This is a genomic window from Pseudomonas sp. B6002 (assembly GCF_013385985.1).
Lineage (GTDB): Bacteria > Pseudomonadota > Gammaproteobacteria > Pseudomonadales > Pseudomonadaceae > Aquipseudomonas.
This window is the reverse complement of sequence record NZ_JACAOY010000010.1, coordinates 297151-315014: the sequence shown is the minus strand read 5'-3', so window position 1 is coordinate 315014 and position 17864 is coordinate 297151. Positions and strand designations below refer to the sequence as shown.

The following is a 17864-nucleotide window of genomic DNA, read 5'->3' as shown; positions in this document are numbered from 1 at the left end:
GAGTATAACCCAACAAAACCTCGGGATTCGTGTGGTCGCCCGGCCAAAAGCCGGGTTAGACTCCTTGGCCCTGCCAAACCGTGAAAGTAGAAGCCCGCCGATGCTTGAACAGTACGTCAAAAAGATCCTCACCTCGCGCGTCTACGACGTTGCCGTAGAAACCCCGTTGCAGACCGCCCGCCAGCTCTCCGAGCGGCTGGGCAACACGGTCTGGCTCAAGCGCGAAGACTTGCAGCCGGTGTTCTCGTTCAAGATTCGCGGCGCCTACAACAAGCTGACCCAACTGAGCAGCGAAGAGCGTGCGCGCGGTGTGGTCACGGCCTCGGCGGGCAACCATGCCCAGGGCCTGGCCCTGGCGGCCAAGGTGCTGGGGGTCAAAGCCACCATCGTGATGCCCAAGACCACCCCTGAAATCAAGGTCGAAGGCGTGCGTTCCCGTGGCGGCAAAGTGGTGCTGCACGGCGATTCTTTTCCAGAAGCCCTGGCCTACTCGCTGAAACTGGTCGACGAAAAAGGCTACGTCTACATTCACCCCTACGATGATCCGCACACCATTGCCGGGCAGGGCACCGTGGCAATGGAGATCCTGCGCCAGCACCCGGGGCCGCTGGACGCGATCTTCGTACCGGTGGGCGGCGGCGGGCTGATCGCCGGTATTGCGGCGTACGTGAAATACCTGCGCCCGGACATCAAGATCATCGGCGTCGAGCCCGACGACTCCAACTGCCTGCAAGCCGCGCTGGCAGCGGGTGAGCGCGTGGTATTGCCGACCGTCGGTATTTTCGCCGACGGCGTGGCGGTGGCGCAGATCGGCCAGCACACCTTCGACATCTGCAAGGACTATGTGGATGAAGTGATCACCGTGAGCACTGATGAAATCTGTGCGGCGATCAAGGACATCTACGACGACACCCGCTCCATCACCGAGCCTGCGGGCGCGCTGGGCGTGGCCGGGATCAAGAAGTACGTCGAGACCCGTGGCGTGACTGGGCAGACCCTGGTGGCCATCGACTCGGGTGCCAACGTCAACTTCGACCGCCTGCGCCACGTGGCCGAGCGTGCCGAGCTGGGTGAGGGCCGTGAAGCCATCATCGCCGTGACCATTCCCGAGAAACCGGGCAGCTTCAAGGCGTTCTGCGAAGCCGTGGGCAAGCGCCAGATCACCGAATTCAACTACCGCTACCACTCCGGCAGCGAGGCGCACATCTTTGTTGGTGTGCAGACCCACCCGGAAAACGACCCGCGCAGCGCGCTGATCGCCAGCCTGACCAGCCAGGGCTTCCCGGTGCTGGACCTGACCGAAAACGAACTGGCCAAGTTGCACATCCGCCATATGGTCGGCGGGCACGCGGCCAAGGTCAGCGATGAAGTGGTGTTGCGCTTCGAGTTTCCCGAGCGTCCGGGCGCCTTGTTCAACTTTCTTAACAAATTGGGCGGGCGCTGGAACATCTCGATGTTCCACTATCGCAACCACGGCGCAGCCGACGGCCGTGTGGTCGCCGGCCTGCAAGTGCCGGCGGACGAGCGTCACCTGGTACCGGCAGCCCTGGAGGCCATCGGCTACCCGTACTGGGATGAAAGCGATAACCCGGCCTACACACTGTTCCTCGGTTGAGCGACTACGCTGATTGGGGCGGCCTATAAGGAAGACGACACATGGAAACCCTGACCACCCTGAAAGTTTTTCACATCGCGGCCACGGCGTTGCTGCTGCTCAGTGGCCTCGGCCTGGCGCTGCTGGCCTGGCGCAAACGCAGCGCTGGCCCGGCGGCGACCGTGCAGCGCCCTTGGGCGTTCGTGTGGCTGTTGATGGGGGTGTGCGTGGTCAGCATGCCGTTTACCGGCTGGTGGCTGGTGCACCTGATCGGCTGGCCGTTGGGGCAGACCTGGATCCTGGGCTCCAGCATCCTTTATACCGTGGCCGCGCTGGCCTGGTTCTGGCTGGTGGCGCGGCTCAACCGCCTGCGCAAGGGCGAGGGCGGTAGCCTGAACTTCACCTTGGTGCTGGCGGTGGTCAGCCTGGTGGGGTTTGTGGCGATTGCCGGGCTGATGGGTGCCAAGCCGGTTTAATCGAAAAGGATCTTCATGAACGTTCTTCTGGTCGGTGCCACAGGGTTTGTGGGCCGCCATCTGTTGCGTGCCTTGCAGCAAGCCGGGCACCGCGTGATTGCCACCTGTCGCGAACCTAAGCAGCCGAGCGCGCCTGGGGTGGAGTGGCGGTCGCTGGACCTGAGTCTGTTGGCGGCCGATCCCGAGCACTTCATATTTCCTGATGCTGTCGATTTATTGATCAATGCGGCGGGCTTGCTGAGCGTGGATGCGGCCCAATTAAGCCGTGTACAGGATCAGGGCGCTCGTGCGCTGTTTGATCTGGCGGCTCAGCGGGGTGTCCGGGTGCTGCAGGTTTCGGCCTTGGGAGCCTCCGCTCAATCGGACCTGCCGTTTCTGGCCAGCAAAGGCGCCGCTGACGATTATCTACTTGGCCTCAACCTGAACTCCGTAGTGCTGCGGCCTTCATTGGTAATAGGCGAGGGCGGAACCAGCAGCGCCTGGCTGGTCGGGCTGTCGCCTTGGCCGTTGATTCCCTTGCTGGACCTCAAGGCCCAACTGCAACCCGTGCATATAGATGATGTGGTCGGAGCGGTGCTGACCTTGATGCGCCGCTGGCCCACCGAATCCTTGGTGTTGCCGTTGGTGGGGCCGCAGCCGATGCGCCTGTCTAACGTCATTGACCATCTGCGCGCCGCCCAGGGCTGGGGGCCCGGCCGATACGTGCAGGTACCTCTGTTGGGGCTGGGCGGCTGGCTGGGGGATCGATTGGGCTGGCGTGCGTTGAATCGGCAAAGCATTGCCCTGGCGCAACGAGACAACGTGGCCGACCCCGACGTGCTGGCCTCGGTCTGCGGCTACACCGCCGCGCCGCTGCCAGCGCGCCTGCAGGACTGGCCCACGGCGGCCGTGAGCAGCCAGCGCACGATCCGCCCGCTGATGCTGGCGGTGATGGTGCTGATCTGGTTGGGCACCGCAGCGGTGTGCCTCGGTCCGGGTTACGACTGGGGCCTGCGCATCATGGCCGAGGCCGGTGTACAGGGCGTCTGGGCGGCATTGGCCGTGATCGGTGGCTCATTGTGCGATGCCCTGCTGGGCCTGGGGCTGATGATCAAGCGCTGGCGGCGCCAGACCTTGATCTTGCAGTTGGCGCTGATGGCGGGATACACCCTGTTCATCAGCCTGATCCTGCCTCACTACTGGTTTGACCCCTACGCCGCCGTCGCCAAGAACCTGGTGTTGATGGTGGCCACTTTATGGCTGTTTTGGACTGAACCCCGTCGATGAGCGCCTACCTGCTGCTGAAAACCCTGCACATCCTGTCCTCCACCATCCTGTTCGGCTTGGGTGCGGGCTCGGCCTACTACGCGTTGCGTGCCTGGCGCACCGGCAAGGTCGAGGTGATCGCCGTGACCTTCAAGCACCTGATCTTCGCCGACTGGGCCTTTACCGCCACCACGGCGGTGTTCCAGCCATTGAGCGGGATCGGCCTGATGCATCTGGCGGGCTGGTCGGTGCAGCAGAGCTGGTTGCAGTGGACGTTCGGCCTGTATGTACTGGCCGGTATCTGCTGGCTGCCGGTGGTGTGGCTGCAGATTCGCGTACACAAAATGGCGGAGCAGGCGCTGCGTGATGGCACGGCGATGCCGATCAAGGCGGCGACCTACATGCGCTGGTGGTTTGGCCTGGGATGGCCGGCGTTTTTGGCGTTTGTGGGGATTTTCTATCTGATGGTGGCCAAGCCGATGTAGGGCGTGGGACCGAGGTGGCTTCATCGCCGGCAAGCCGGCTCCTACAGGGTTATGCGATCTTCTGTAGGAGCCGGCTTGCCGGCGATGGGGCCCTCAGCTACGCAGGGTAATCACCGGCCAGCCACGCTTCTCGGCTTCTGCCCGCAGATTCGGGTCCGGATCCACCGCCACTGCATGGGCCACTTGCTCCAGCAACGGCAGGTCATTCATCGAATCGCTATAGAAGTAGCTGTCTTCCAGGCTGTACCCGGTCTCTTCCAGCCAACGGTTCAGGCGTGTCACCTTGCCTTCGCGGAAGCACGGCACGTCGGTGCTGCGCCCGGTGTAGCGGCCGTTTTCCATCTCGCACTCGGTGGCGATCAGGGTTTCCACGCCCAGGCGTGCGGCGATCGGCGCGGTGACGAAACGGTTGGTGGCGGTGATGATCACCAGCTTGTCGCCGGCGGCGCGGTGCTTGGCCAGCAGTTCTGCGGCCAGGGGCAGCATCAGCGCATCGATGCAGTCGCGCATGAAGTCGTTGTGCCACTCATCAAGCTGGTCCATTTCGGTGCGGCCGAGGATTTCCAGGCTGAAGTTCAGGTAGGCGGCATTGTCCAGCTTGCCGGCCAGGTAATCCTGATAGAACTCGTCGTTGCGGGCCTTGTAGGCCACCGGGTCGAGAATCCCGCGTTCACAGAGGTAATCGCCCCAGGCGTGATCGCTGTCACCGCCGAGGAGGGTGTTGTCCAAGTCGAATAAAGCCAGGCGCATTGCAGTTACTCGCTGAAAAGTCTGTAAAAAGGCGTCCAGAATACGGTCTTTTCACAAGAGTGCACATAAGGTAAGAAGCCTCGTTGCCGCTTGATCAACCTTTGTGGAACAATGCGGCGACATGCGTTTGCGAGGTTGTTGCCGTGATCGACCCCGATGGTTTCCGTCCTAATGTCGGGATTATTCTTACGAATGATGCCGGACAGGTGCTATGGGCTCGCCGAATCAACCAAGATGCCTGGCAGTTTCCTCAAGGCGGAATCAACCCCGACGAAACCCCTGAAGACGCCTTGTACCGTGAGTTGAATGAAGAAGTCGGCCTGGAGCGCGAAGATGTGCAAATTCTGGCCTGCACCCGTGGCTGGTTGCGCTATCGTTTGCCGCAACGCCTGGTGCGTACCCACAGCCAACCGCTGTGCATCGGCCAGAAGCAGAAATGGTTTCTCCTGCGCCTGATCTCCAACGAGCAGCGGGTGCGGATGGATTTGACCGGTAAACCGGAGTTCGATGGCTGGCGCTGGGTCAGCTATTGGTACCCGTTGGGCCAGGTGGTGACATTCAAGCGCGAAGTTTATCGTCGCGCTCTCAAAGAGCTTGCCCCGCGCCTTTTAGCGCGCGACTGACGACGGAGTTCGACCCCGAGCCATGCTCAATACGCTGCGCAAGATCGTCCAGGAAGTTAACTCCGCCAAGGATCTCAAGGCGGCGTTGGGGATTATTGTGTTGCGCGTCAAGGAAGCCATGGGCAGCCAGGTCTGCTCGGTTTACCTGCTGGACCCCGAGACCAACCGTTTTGTGCTGATGGCCACCGAGGGCTTGAACAAGCGCTCCATCGGCAAGGTCAGCATGGCGCCCAATGAAGGTCTGGTGGGCCTGGTGGGGACGCGTGAAGAACCCCTGAACCTTGAAAACGCGGCCGATCACCCGCGTTACCGCTACTTTGCCGAAACCGGCGAAGAGCGTTACGCCTCGTTCCTCGGCGCACCGATCATTCACCACCGCCGCGTCGTTGGCGTGTTGGTCATCCAGCAAAAAGAACGCCGCCAGTTCGATGAAGGTGAAGAAGCTTTCCTCGTGACCATGAGCGCGCAATTGGCCGGGGTAATTGCCCACGCCGAAGCCACCGGCTCGATTCGCGGCCTGGGCCGTGAAGGCAAGGGCATCCAGGAAGCCAAGTTTGTTGGCGTACCGGGCTCGCCGGGCGCTGCGGTCGGTACGGCGGTGGTCATGTTGCCGCCGGCAGACCTGGACGTGGTGCCGGACAAGACCGTCACGGACATCGACGCCGAAATCAAACTGTTCAAGACGGCCCTGGAAGGCGTGCGCGCCGACATGCGCAACCTGTCGAACAAGCTGGCCACCCAGCTGCGCCCCGAAGAGCGCGCGCTGTTCGACGTGTACCAGATGATGCTCGACGACGCGTCCCTGGGTAATGAAGTCAAGACCGTGATCAAGACCGGCCAGTGGGCCCAGGGCGCGCTGCGCCAGGTGGTCACCGATCACGTCAACCGCTTTGAAATGATGGACGACGACTACCTGCGCGAGCGGGCTTCGGACGTGCGCGATCTTGGTCGCCGCCTGCTGGCCTACCTGCAGGAAGACCGGAGCACCAACATGGTGTTCCCTGACAACACCATTCTGGTCAGTGAAGAACTGACGGCCACCCAACTCGGCGAAGTACCGGAAGGCAAGCTGGTAGGCCTGGTCTCGGTACTCGGTTCGGGCAACTCCCACGTTGCCATCCTGGCGCGTGCGATGGGCATTCCGACGGTGATGGGCCTGGTGGACCTGCCGTATGCCAAGGTCGACGGCATCGACATGATCGTCGACGGCCATCGCGGCGAGGTCTACACCAACCCCAGCGACGTGCTGCGCAAGCAATACGGCGAAGTGGTTGAGGAAGAGAAACAACTGGCCCTGGGCCTGGATTCCTTGCGCGAACTGCCGTGCGTGACCCTCGACGGCCACCGTGTGCCGCTGCTGGTCAACACCGGCCTGCTGGCCGATGTGGCCCGCGCGCAACAGCGCGGCGCCGAAGGGGTGGGCCTGTACCGCACCGAAGTGCCGTTCATGATCAACCAGCGTTTCCCGAGTGAGAAGGAGCAGCTGGCGATCTATCGCGAGCAACTGTCCGCCTTCCACCCGTTGCCGGTGACCATGCGCAGCCTGGACATCGGCGGCGACAAGTCACTGTCGTATTTCCCGATCAAGGAAGACAACCCCTTCCTCGGCTGGCGCGGCATTCGCGTCACCCTCGACCACCCTGAAATTTTCCTCGTGCAGACCCGCGCCATGCTCAAGGCCAGCGAAGGCCTGAACAACCTGCGCATCCTGCTGCCGATGATCTCCGGCACCCATGAGCTGGAAGAGGCGCTGCACCTGATCCACCGCGCCTGGGGCGAAGTGCGCGACGAAGGCGCCGACGTACCGATGCCGCCGATTGGCGTGATGATCGAAATCCCGGCAGCGGTGTACCAGGCTAAAGAGCTGGCGCGGCAGGTGGACTTCCTCTCGGTAGGCTCCAACGACCTGACCCAATACCTGCTGGCCGTGGACCGCAACAACCCACGGGTGGCCGACCTCTACGACTACCTGCACCCGGCGGTGCTGCAAGCCCTGCAACATGTGGTGCGCGACGCCCATGCCGAAGGCAAGCCAGTGAGTATCTGCGGTGAAATGGCCGGTGACCCGGCGGCCGCGGTGCTGTTGATGGCGATGGGCTTTGACAGCCTGTCGATGAACGCCACCAACTTGCCGAAGGTGAAGTGGATGCTGCGCCAGGTTGAACTGGGCATGGCCAAGGAGTTGCTGGCGGAGTTGATGACCATCGACAACCCGCAAGTTATCCACAGCTCGCTGCAGTTGGCGCTGAAGAACCTGGGGCTGACGCGCATGATCAACCCGGCCTCTGCGAAAACCCTCTAGACCGAGGCGCGGCCATCGCAGGCAAGCCAGCTCCCACAGTTGAAATGCATTCCAACTGTGGGAGCTGGCTTGCCTGCGATGAGGCCGGTCCAAGCGCCGTCAAATATGCAGTTCTACCTCGCCAAGCCGCCCGCCATGCGGCCCGAAACTGTGCTCCACCATCCGCCGCGTCCCGTCGGCATTCACAATCAACGCCGTACTGGCCCGCGTCCCATAACTGGGGCTGGCAATAAACACGCTCGACAACAGACTTTCCGTCGCCAACCCCACCCCGGTATCCGGCAGCTCGGCAAAGGGGGCGGTCTGTGGATCACTCAGAATCCCCAGCAAGGCCTCCGGCTGCGGATCATCCAGCACGGCATTCAACGCCGCCTTGGCCTTGAGCAACTTGGGCCACGGCGTATCCAGCCCGGCATTCGACAGCCCATAAACCCCGGCCTTCAACCGCGTGGGCTCGGTGTCATTGGCGTTGTAATGCCACAGCTCTTCCCGCGTGCCCACCAGCAGGTTGAACCCGGCATATTCAATCGAACGTCCGTTAACGTCGGCCAAATACTCATCAATGGGTAAAGAACCGCTGAGAAAGCGCGCCACCAGCTCCCCCCGGGACTTGCGTGCCGGCGGCTGGTGCGGGTTGCGGATGTTGGTGAGGGCGGCAAAACGCCCATCGGCGCTCACCCCCAGCCAGGTGCCACCCGCTTCCTGGTCGCGGCCGGCGTAGACTTCGGGCGCATCCGGCCACTGGGCCAGGGGCAGGCTGGGGCGGGCGTAGAATTCATCACGGTTGGCCGCGACGATCAGCGGCTGGGCGTGGCCCGGCCGCCAGGCGAAAACAATCAGGCACATCAGGCGATCCCTTTTGTGTTTCTTGCCACTCTACCCACTCGGGCAGAGGCGATCCATCGTATCCAGTTGGGTCGCGTGCCTTCCATCCGTTAACATGCCAAGCGATTCGGTGCGTGTGAACTTCTTAATTTGAAATAGCGGCTGTAACGCAGGCTTAATCGCACACCGGCATGGTCCGGTGCGTCATGACTAATGATTTAACGAGGAGTCGCAATGCTGCCTTACCCGCAGATCGACCCGGTGGCCTTGGCCATCGGTCCGCTGAAAATCCACTGGTACGGGTTGATGTACCTGATCGGCATCGGTGGTGCCTGGGTGCTGGCCTCCCGGCGCCTGAACCGCTTCGACCCGACCTGGACCAAGGAGAAACTCTCCGACATGGTGTTCTGGATGTCGATGGGGGTGATCGTCGGCGGACGCCTGGGGTATGTGCTGTTTTACGATTTGTCGGCCTACATTGCCAACCCGACGCTGATCTTCGAGGTGTGGAAGGGCGGCATGGCGTTCCATGGTGGGTTTATCGGCGTGATGATCGCCGCCTGGTGGTTCGGCCGTCGCAACGGCAAGTCATTCTTCCAGTTGATGGACTTCGTCGCGCCGTTCGTGCCGATCGGCCTGGGCGCCGGGCGTATCGGTAACTTCATCAACGCCGAGTTGTGGGGCAAGCCAAGCGACGTGCCGTGGGCCATGGTGTTCCCGCCGTTCAGCGACCCGGCGCAGCTGCCGCGCCACCCGTCGCAGCTTTACCAATTCGCGTTGGAAGGCGTGGCGCTGTTCCTTATCCTCTATATCTTCTCGCGCAAGCCGCGCCCGACCATGGCCGTGTCCGGCATGTTCGCGCTGTTCTACGGCATCTTCCGCTTCATCGTCGAGTTCGTCCGCGTGCCGGATGCACAGCTGGGCTACCTGGCGTGGGGTTGGGTGACCATGGGTCAGATCCTCAGCCTGCCGATGATCCTGGGCGGCCTGGGCCTGCTGTGGTGGGCGTACAATCGCCCGCAGCCGTTGAAGAACGCCGCGCTTTAAATTCGAATGCCGGGGCTTGCGAGCCCCGGCTTCTTTGATACAGGTACACACATGAAGCAATATCTCGAACTACTGAACGACGTCGTGACCAATGGATTGACCAAGGGCGATCGCACTGGCACCGGCACCAAGGCCGTGTTTGCCCGTCAGTATCGGCATAACTTGGCCGACGGCTTCCCGCTGCTGACCACCAAGAAGCTTCACTTCAAAAGCATCGCCAACGAATTGATCTGGATGTTGAGTGGCAACACCAACATCAAGTGGCTCAACGAAAACGGCGTGCGTATCTGGGACGAATGGGCCACCGAAGACGGCGACCTCGGCCCGGTGTACGGCGAGCAGTGGACCGCCTGGCCGACCAAGGACGGCGGCACGATCAACCAGATCGACTACATGGTCGATACGTTGAAGAACAACCCCAACAGCCGACGCATCCTGTTCCACGGCTGGAACGTCGAATACCTGCCCGACGAAACCAAGAGCCCGCAGCAAAACGCACTCGACGGCAAGCAAGCCCTGCCGCCGTGCCACCTGCTGTACCAGGCGTTTGTGCACGACGGCCACCTGTCGATGCAGTTGTATATCCGCAGCTCCGACGTCTTCCTCGGCCTGCCATACAACACCGCCGCCCTGGCATTGCTTACCCACATGCTGGCCCAGCAGTGCGACCTGATCCCCCACGAGATCATCGTCACCACCGGCGACACCCACGCCTACAGCAACCACATGGAACAGATCCGCACCCAACTGGCGCGTACGCCGAAGAAGCTGCCGGAGCTGGTGATCAAGCGTAAGCCTGCGTCGATCTACGATTACAAGTTCGAAGATTTCGAGATTGTGGGTTATGACGCCGACCCGAGCATCAAGGCCGACGTCGCGATCTGAAGCCCGCCTCGATCAAAACTGTGGGAGCTGGCTTGTCGAGTCGTCGCACCGCTGCGATCGCGGAGTGTCAGCACCTGATAGGTGTCTGATGTACCGCTATCGCAGGCAAGCCAGCTCCCACAGTTTGATTGGGTTTTCACCCAAGGCTAATGGCCATGGCTTCTGCCCACATGTGAAGGCTCAGCCTCACTGGCCTGCACGCTTCCGCTGACTTCCAGCCGCTGCAAAATCCCGCACTGCTCCCCACCGCCGCACCGCTGGCGCAGGTCCAGCAGTTGTTCCTGTAACGCCAACAGCCCATCGATCCGCGCCTTGACGTGGTGGATGTGGTCAATGAACAGTTCAAGCGCGAGCAGCTTGCTGTGCCGAAGCTCGTCATCAGTGACCGTGTGCCGGAGTTTGCGAAGACAGGGATATATCAGTCAAAGTGGTTAAAGTTGACCGAACCTAGCGATTTCTCGCTAGCAGGATATGAGCGCCGTGCGCCGCTGACAGCGTCAATGGCAGTGTGACATACAATAGAAAAGAGAGGCCGAACTGACCTCTCTCTCTAGGTGGAGATGCAGTTCGAAACTTTACTTCAAATGTACTTATCAAGAACTTTTGATTCTATTGAGTGAATTTTTCTATTTATTTCTATTCTGTGTGATGAGGTGATTTTCTGTATATCTTCAAATGTTTTGCAATCTTTGAAGAACTTCGAGATTTTTCCAATAATTTCATTCGGAAGGCCAGAATCTCTAAGAATAATCTCATGAGGTTTGGTGGTTCCGTATTCAAGCTGTGCTATTAACATGTCTAGTCGGATAATATCTGCTGATTTCTCAACGGCAACAAAATTGTAAATATTTTCAAATGCCTTAATATACTTAGGCCATACGAATTCAAAGTATTTTGTGGTCAAGTCGAAAACGTAACGAATTCGTGAGCTTTGTTCTTTCCGTTGCCTGATTATAGTGTCCGACTCTAAGAGTTGTTTGAATGAAGGCTTTAAAAAAGCATAATAGTTTGTGAGTTGGATAAGGATTGACTTGCCAGCTTCATTGTCAAAGTTACGACCTTTGTCGTTTTCCGTGAATAAAAAGTCATAAATTGATGAAAGAATTTTTGTTTGAATTGGTTTGTCTGGATAATGATCTTCGAAGAAATATTCAGCACTAAAATGACGCAAGTGTTGAATTAGCGCAATTTGACCATCTACAGATACAAATCTGTTTGCCTTGATTAAAGACTCAGGGATTTCTAGCTTGCCGATTTTGCTTAGAAAGTCGTTATGAAGATTGTTTCGGTCTTCTGGGATATCATTTTTATCTAACTGCAGAAGTGATTCGATGGCAGGTCTTGGTTTATCTAAATATTCAATTTCAACTATAGATTCTTTATCTTTTTTATCGTCAGTTTCAAGGTAAAAAACTCGCCCAATAAAGTGTTGCATAAATCTTCCGGCTCTACCTTCTATGTTTTTCCTGTCTAGTGTGCCTAATGTATCTCCCTTTCCTATCTTTTTATCATATATAACAACATTTTTTGCCGCTGAATTTATGCCTTCGGTTAAGGAGGTTGTGCAAAATAAATAGTTTATTCCTGTTGGGGAATTGTCGTTGAACTCATCTACGATTAAATCCTGAATATGTCTGGGCATTGCTCCATGATGGAACGCTACGCCCTTTCTTATACAGTCTATGAGGTCCCAATCAGCTGAGACAGACTGAGATAAATAATCGACCAATTCCTCATTGTGAGGTTTGACTTGCCAAGTGTTGGCAAGTTTTTTTGCTGTATCTTCAACATATTGTTTTTGATAGCGGTATATTAAAAACTTTCCGTCGATATTTTTCTGAGAAATTATTCTGTACAGATTTTTATATGGGTTGCCAATAATTTTCAAAGGGCTATTTTCAATGAAATGAGTACCTTTGTTTTTTATTTTATCTAACTTGTAATAGTCTTTTTGTACGATTTCCAACTCAAATCGCTTAAATTTTGCATTAAACTTTTCTCGAAATTTTTCACTGAAATCTGATATATAAGGACCAATTAGATAAAAGTGCGTGTTTTGTTTGGCGAGGCGATAGAGAATGTCTGAAAATACTTTGTATCGGTCATCATCTAGCTTGTAGTCAGTTTTGTAAATTTCATCCATGACAAAAAAGTCAATTTGGAATTTTGGATTTTCATCCATAAACGCACTCATTCGTTCAGGCGTAAGCACCAGTATATAGTTTTCATCTTCATCAATTTTAACTTTAGAGGATTTGACTATTGTATACCCGGGGATGCTTTTTTTAATGTCTTGATATTGCTCTGATAGCAGGGACACAGTAGGCATTATTAGCGCGATTTTTTTGTAGTCATTTGACGATATTATTTCTCGAATTATTCGCGTTTTGCCGAAGGATGTGGGAGCGCTTACTATTAGTCGACGATGTTTTTGAAATAAGTCAAAAACTTCTTTTTGAGGTTTTGTCAAGGTGGTGTTGGTTTTGCGACTAGTGTAAAAATTTTGCAATATGCTGTCTTGGGCGGAGATGTAAGGAGCATATTCGGGTCTTATTGATTGAAGAAGCCCATCATAGAGAAAAATTCTTGATTTGATAATGCAGTCGTGAAGTAACTGCTGGACCATAAGGTCACTATGATTAATGTTTGCCACATGGCATATACTTGAAAGGCAAAGATTGTAATTTTCTTCATCTTCAGAATCGAGTAGGCGATAAGTGTTGATGAGCATTTGCTCGATGGTGCTTGTACTAATGTCTTCCTTAGACTTGATGTCAGCAAGCATTGACTTGATTGATGAAATCATAATAGTGCTCCTTTAAAACTTCATCGCGGCTTCTACTTGCCCGATCATGCTTTTTAGATTGGATACTGACTCTAGTGGGATTGCAAAGAAAACTATTTTTATATTTTTATGCGCTGGCCAGGATTTTTTATAGATTTTTTTGAAATGTGATTCTAGTTCCGACTCAAGTTCATTTCTAAGAGTATCGTCTTCAATGTCGCCGATCCCAGTATTACAATGCTTTTTAATGCAGGAACTATCATAGGTTATCAAGACTGGTACCGCGATATTGACCTTGTCTAGTGATTTCCCTCCTGCGACATATTGTTTTAAGAGATCATATTTTTCTGGCTCAAGTTTTTTATTGATCTCTATTTCACCGCCTAAAAGCTTTAATTCTGATTTGATTTTTTCGGCATCATTTAGATGTTCGTTTAAGGATTTTAGAGCGGAGTTCACGGCCCCCGAAACACTTTTGTGAAACTTGGCTTCCCCAAGCCAAAGTGTTACTTTCGAATTTTCCACAGAAAAATGGGCACAGTCGAAACCCTTTATTTGTTCTCTCGTGGTTGATCTGAGTCTAGCCTTTGTTACAAATTTTGGAACATCATAAAATACGGAAAGAACTAAATATAATAATAACTCTCCATAATCTCCTTTTGAGTTAATATTCGCGTCTGAAATTCGCGTGAAGCTTTGTTTGTTCCAGTCAGATCTATCTATTGAAGAAATTTCTTTTGAGGTCAGCGCAAAAAATGGAACAGTATCTCTGATTAATCCGACTAATTCTGATTGGCGATATCTGCCACCTTCGTAGTCTAAAGTAAAGGAGGAGTCATCTGTTTTTTTTGTTGTGAAGTTTGTTTCAAACTTGAATATTTGATTAGCAACTCTTGTTTTTAATGCGGCGTCCATATTCTATTCCATGAATAACAATTGCTGTTGTCTAGATATACATATATGAATTCACTGATGGCAAATTAACCACTCTTTGATGGCAAATTGCAACCATCAGCTGCAGCTTTCTACGAAATATTAGATTTTTCCTAAACAGAGGCCGGTGACCTTAAATAAAATCGGCACTGTATATAAAAACAGTAATCATAAAAGGAGGGGGCTAAGTGAGTACTTTGAATGCAGTTTAAAGTATGACTTGCATCAGTTTTTCGGGCGCCGTATGAATAAGATTGATGCTTTTAAATTTGGCTCTTGGGCTCAATGCCCGTGGCTTCTGCCCACATGTGAAGGCTCAGCCTCACTGGCCTGCACGCTTCCGCTGACTTCCAGCCGCTGCAAAATCCCGCACTGCTCCCCACCGCCGCAGCGCTGGCGCAGGTCCAGCAACTGCTCCTGCAACGCCAACAGCCCGTCAATCCGCGCTTTCACGTGGTGGATATGTTCGTCGATCAACGCATTCACGCTTTCGCACTGGTCCTGGGGGCTGTCGCGCAGGCCCAGCAGGCTGCGGATTTCTTCCAGGGTCATGTCGAGGCTGCGGCAATTGCGGATAAAGATCAGCCGCTCGGTGTGTGCCTGGGTGTACACGCGGTAGTTGGCGTCCGTGCGGGCCGGGGGTGGCAGCAGGCCTTCTTTCTCGTAATACCGGATGGTTTCCACCTGACAGTCGGTCAGTTTGGCCAGTTCGCCGATCTTCATCGCAGCAATCTCCAAATGGGTGCTTGACCCTATAGTGGCTACAGGGTCTTTACTTGGCAACAGGCACCTTTACGGACGCGACAGAATGAGCGATTCCCTGCACACCCCACACAAGCACGACCACGGTCATGACCATGATCACGATCATGCCCCGAAGAAACTCACGCCTGTGCACAACCACGGCCACGGCGGTTCCTGCTGTTCCGGTACGCCAGCCCCTGCGGTGGTGCAACTGAGCGAAGCCCCCACCGCCGGCTCGCGCCTGAGCACCTTCCGCATCGAAGCCATGGACTGCCCCACCGAACAAACGCTGATCCAGAACAAACTGGGCAAGCTCGCCGGCGTGCAGCAGCTGGAATTCAACCTGATCAACCGCATTCTCGGCGTCACCCATGACCTGCCGAATACTGCGCCGATCATCGACGCGATCAAATCCCTCGGCATGCAAGCCGACCCCATCGAAGAAGGCACTCCCGCCGCCGAGCCGCCTGCCAAGAAACACTGGTGGCCGTTGGCGGTGTCTGGCGTCGGCGCGTTGGGCGCCGAAGTGCTTCACTTCACCAGTGCCGCACCGACATGGGTGATTGCTGTGGTGGCGCTGGTGTCGATCCTCAGCGGCGGCCTTACCACCTACAAAAAGGGCTGGATCGCCCTGAAAAACCTCAACCTGAACATCAATGCCTTGATGAGCATTGCCGTCACCGGCGCCGTGCTGATTGGCCAGTGGCCGGAAGCCGCCATGGTGATGTTCCTGTTTACCGTGGCCGAGCTGATCGAAGCCAAGTCCCTGGACCGTGCACGCAACGCCATCAGCGGCTTGATGCAGATGACGCCCGAACAGGCCACGGTTCGCCAGGCGGACGGTTCGTGGGCTGAACAGGAGGTCAAAAGTATTGAGATTGGCGCAATCGTGAGGGTAAAACCCGGCGAACGCATCGGCCTGGACGGTGAAGTCACCGCCGGCCAGTCCACCATCGACCAGGCGCCGATCACCGGTGAAAGCCTGCCGATTGAAAAGACCGTGGGCGATAAAGTCTTCGCCGGCACCATCAACCAGGCCGGCTCCCTGGAATACAAGGTGACGGCTGCGGCCAACAACTCCACCCTGGCGCGTATCATCCACGCCGTGGAGCAGGCCCAAGGCGCACGGGCGCCGACCCAGCGCTTTGTCGACAGCTTCTCCAAGGTCTACACCCCGGCCGTGTTCCTGTTTGCCCTGGGCGTGGCAGTGATCCCGCCGCTGTTCATGGCTGGCGCCTGGTTTGACTGGATCTACCGCGCCCTCGTGCTGCTGGTGGTCGCGTGCCCTTGTGCACTGGTGATTTCCACCCCGGTGACCATCGTCAGCGGCCTGGCGGCAGCGGCGCGCAAAGGCATCTTGATCAAGGGCGGCGTGTACCTGGAGGGCGGTTACAAGCTCGACTACCTGGCCCTCGACAAGACCGGCACCATCACCCACGGCAAGCCGGTGCAAACCGACTACTTGCCACTGTTCCCCAACGTCGAGGACAGCGCGCCGGCCCTGGCCGCCAGTTTGGCCGGGCGTTCCGACCATCCGGTGTCCCTGGCCATCGCCAACGCGGCTGTGGATAAAAACCTGCCGACGCACGTTGTGGATAACTTCGAAGCCCTGGCCGGGCGGGGTGTGCGCGGCGATATCAATGGCCAGACCTATCACCTGGGCAACCACCGCCTGGTGGAAGACCTCGGCCTGTGCTCGCCGGCGCTGGAAGAAAAACTCTTCGCTCTGGAGAAACAAGGCAAGTCCGTGGTGTTGCTGCTCGACAAGTCCGGCCCGCTGGCGCTGTTTGCCGTGGCTGACACCGTGAAAGACAGTAGCCGAGAAGCCATCCAGCAGCTGCATGCGTTGGGCATCAAGACCCTGATGCTCACCGGCGACAATACCCACACTGCCCAGGCAATTGGCGCCCAGGTCGGCATCGATCAGGCCCAGGGCGACCTGTTGCCCACCGACAAACTGCACGCTATCGAAACCCTCTACGGCCAAGGCCACCGCGTGGGCATGGTCGGCGACGGCATCAACGACGCCCCGGCCTTGGCCCGCGCCGAGATTGGCTTCGCCATGGCCGCAGCCGGCACCGACACGGCCATCGAAACCGCCGACGTGGCGTTGATGGACGATGATTTGCGCAAGATTCCGGCTTTCATTCGGCTCTCGCGGCAAACGTCGAGTATCCTCAAGCAAAACATTGCCCTGGCGCTGGTGATCAAGGCGATCTTCTTGGCCGTCACCTTCCTAGGCATGGCGACCATGTGGATGGCGGTGTTCGCCGACATGGGCGTCAGCCTGCTGGTGGTGTTCAATGGCCTGCGCCTGTTGCGCAAATAAACGATGAGAGGGTGGTGTGCTGAGTGCCGAGCTGAAGGCTTTTTTCATGGTCGCCCGCCTGGGCAGCATCACCCAGGCGGCGAAAAAACTCGGCTTGAGCCAACCCACGGTCACCACCCAGATCCGCAACCTGGAAAGCCATTACGGCGTTGAGCTGTTCTATCGCGGCGGGCGTCGCCTCACCGTCAGTGACGACGGCGCGCGCTTGCTGCCGATGGTCAAGACGCTGTTGCAGCAGGAAGCGGATATCGAGTTTTTCCTGCGCAACACCGGCCAGGTCCAGGGCGCATTGCGGATTGCCGCGACGGCGCCGTATTACATCCTCGACCTGGTCAAAGCCTTCCGCGAACGCCTGCCCCACGTGGAGGTGTCGGTGGAAATCGGCAACTCCCAACAGGTCCTCGAAGCGCTGGATGATTACCGCGTCGACGTCGCCGCCTCGTCACAGTTACTCGAAGACCCGCGTCTGATCCGCCGCGTGCTCGGCACCGACCCGCTGGTGCTGGCGGTGCATCGCAACCACCCACTGGCCAAGCTCGACCATGTGCCGCTCAATGCGTTGGCCGGTCACACCTTGTTGATGCGCGAAGGCGGCTCCACCACGCGGCGGTTGACCGAGGAAATGTTGCAGGGCGCCGGTGTGAGTTATGGGCCGCTGCTGGAGATCGGCAGCCGCGAGTCGATCCGCGAGGCGGTGTTGCGCAATATCGGCATCAGCATCATTGCGCGCCAGGAAGTGCCCCATGACCCGCAGTTGCGGGTGCTGACCATCGAGAATGCGCCGCAGATTCCGGAGTATCTGTACTGCCTCAAGGAGCGCAAAGGCGCACGGTTGCCGGCG

The 17864-nt window shown here is 56.9% G+C and carries 15 protein-coding genes and 2 pseudogenes; 11 read left to right on the top strand and 6 right to left on the bottom strand.

The window, feature by feature from the left end:
- Positions 1 to 70: 70 nt before the first annotated feature.
- The 4 genes from ilvA to HX792_RS14955 are packed head-to-tail and all read left to right on the top strand — an operon-like array spanning position 71 to position 3800.
- Complete coding sequence (ilvA, locus tag HX792_RS14970) at positions 71 to 1615, top strand: threonine ammonia-lyase, biosynthetic (protein WP_256349850.1); 1545 nt, start codon at positions 71 to 73, stop codon at positions 1613 to 1615.
- 41 nt (positions 1616 to 1656) lie between these two features.
- On the top strand, positions 1657 to 2070 hold the full coding sequence (locus HX792_RS14965; RefSeq protein WP_176996815.1) for a DUF2269 family protein: 414 nt from the start codon (positions 1657 to 1659) through the stop codon (positions 2068 to 2070).
- 15 nt (positions 2071 to 2085) lie between these two features.
- Entirely contained in the window at positions 2086 to 3336 is a 1251-nt protein-coding gene (locus tag HX792_RS14960) for an SDR family oxidoreductase (protein WP_176996814.1), read from the top strand.
- Positions 3333 to 3800 (top strand): DUF2269 domain-containing protein, encoded by a 468-nt coding sequence (locus HX792_RS14955; RefSeq protein ID WP_176996813.1) that lies wholly within the window; start codon positions 3333 to 3335, stop codon positions 3798 to 3800. Before HX792_RS14960 ends, HX792_RS14955 begins: the two co-directional genes overlap by 4 nt.
- 93 nt (positions 3801 to 3893) lie before the next feature.
- On the opposite strand, the gene HX792_RS14950 is transcribed toward HX792_RS14955, so the two are convergent.
- Positions 3894 to 4550: an HAD family phosphatase gene (locus tag HX792_RS14950; protein WP_176996812.1), complete on the bottom strand. Its 657-nt coding sequence runs from the start codon at positions 4548 to 4550 to the stop codon at positions 3894 to 3896.
- Between the two features lie 143 nt (positions 4551 to 4693).
- Between HX792_RS14950 and HX792_RS14945 the strand changes: the two genes are divergently transcribed.
- Positions 4694 to 5173 (top strand): RNA pyrophosphohydrolase, encoded by a 480-nt coding sequence (locus HX792_RS14945; RefSeq protein WP_003176750.1) that lies wholly within the window; start codon positions 4694 to 4696, stop codon positions 5171 to 5173.
- 22 nt (positions 5174 to 5195) lie between these two features.
- On the top strand, positions 5196 to 7475 hold the full coding sequence (gene ptsP / locus HX792_RS14940) for a phosphoenolpyruvate--protein phosphotransferase (RefSeq protein ID WP_176996811.1): 2280 nt from the start codon (positions 5196 to 5198) through the stop codon (positions 7473 to 7475).
- A 99-nt stretch (positions 7476 to 7574) separates the two neighbouring features.
- On the opposite strand, the gene HX792_RS14935 is transcribed toward ptsP, so the two are convergent.
- Positions 7575 to 8321: an NRDE family protein gene (locus tag HX792_RS14935; protein WP_176996810.1), complete on the bottom strand. Its 747-nt coding sequence runs from the start codon at positions 8319 to 8321 to the stop codon at positions 7575 to 7577.
- 213 nt (positions 8322 to 8534) lie between these two features.
- Between HX792_RS14935 and lgt the strand changes: the two genes are divergently transcribed.
- Together lgt and HX792_RS14925 are read left to right on the top strand one after the other, a co-directional pair.
- A complete protein-coding gene (lgt, locus tag HX792_RS14930) occupies positions 8535 to 9347 on the top strand; it encodes a prolipoprotein diacylglyceryl transferase (RefSeq protein ID WP_176996809.1) in 813 nt (270 codons plus the stop codon).
- Positions 9348 to 9398: 51 nt separating this feature from the next.
- Positions 9399 to 10232 carry a thymidylate synthase gene (locus HX792_RS14925; protein WP_176996808.1) on the top strand — a complete coding sequence of 278 codons (834 nt, stop codon included), beginning with the start codon at positions 9399 to 9401 and terminating at the stop codon, positions 10230 to 10232.
- Between the two features lie 146 nt (positions 10233 to 10378).
- Here HX792_RS14925 and HX792_RS14920 read toward each other — a convergent pair.
- Positions 10379 to 10573, bottom strand: a pseudogene (locus HX792_RS14920) (Cd(II)/Pb(II)-responsive transcriptional regulator); the annotation flags it as partial.
- On the opposite strand from HX792_RS14920, the pseudogene thyA reads away from it, so the two are divergent.
- Positions 10553 to 10744: pseudogene (thyA, locus tag HX792_RS30380) on the top strand (thymidylate synthase); the annotation flags it as partial. The pseudogenes HX792_RS14920 and thyA overlap by 21 nt on opposite strands.
- A 68-nt stretch (positions 10745 to 10812) precedes the next feature.
- Here thyA and HX792_RS14915 read toward each other — a convergent pair.
- The 3 genes from HX792_RS14915 to cadR form a co-directional block, all read right to left on the bottom strand.
- Entirely contained in the window at positions 10813 to 13038 is a 2226-nt protein-coding gene (locus HX792_RS14915; RefSeq protein ID WP_176996807.1) for a DEAD/DEAH box helicase, read from the bottom strand.
- 12 nt (positions 13039 to 13050) lie between these two features.
- Positions 13051 to 13932, bottom strand: a complete 882-nt coding sequence (locus HX792_RS14910; protein ID WP_176996806.1) for a DUF1837 domain-containing protein — start codon at positions 13930 to 13932, stop codon at positions 13051 to 13053.
- A 300-nt stretch (positions 13933 to 14232) separates the two neighbouring features.
- Positions 14233 to 14673, bottom strand: a complete 441-nt coding sequence (gene cadR, locus HX792_RS14905) for a Cd(II)/Pb(II)-responsive transcriptional regulator (protein WP_176996805.1) — start codon at positions 14671 to 14673, stop codon at positions 14233 to 14235.
- 85 nt (positions 14674 to 14758) lie between these two features.
- On the opposite strand from cadR, the gene HX792_RS14900 reads away from it, so the two are divergent.
- Both HX792_RS14900 and HX792_RS14895 read left to right on the top strand, forming a co-directional pair.
- Positions 14759 to 17023, top strand: a complete 2265-nt coding sequence (locus HX792_RS14900) for a heavy metal translocating P-type ATPase (protein WP_176996804.1) — start codon at positions 14759 to 14761, stop codon at positions 17021 to 17023.
- A 16-nt stretch (positions 17024 to 17039) separates the two neighbouring features.
- Positions 17040 to 17864 (top strand): LysR family transcriptional regulator (locus HX792_RS14895; RefSeq protein WP_176996803.1); only part of this gene is annotated, 825 nt, incomplete at its 3' end.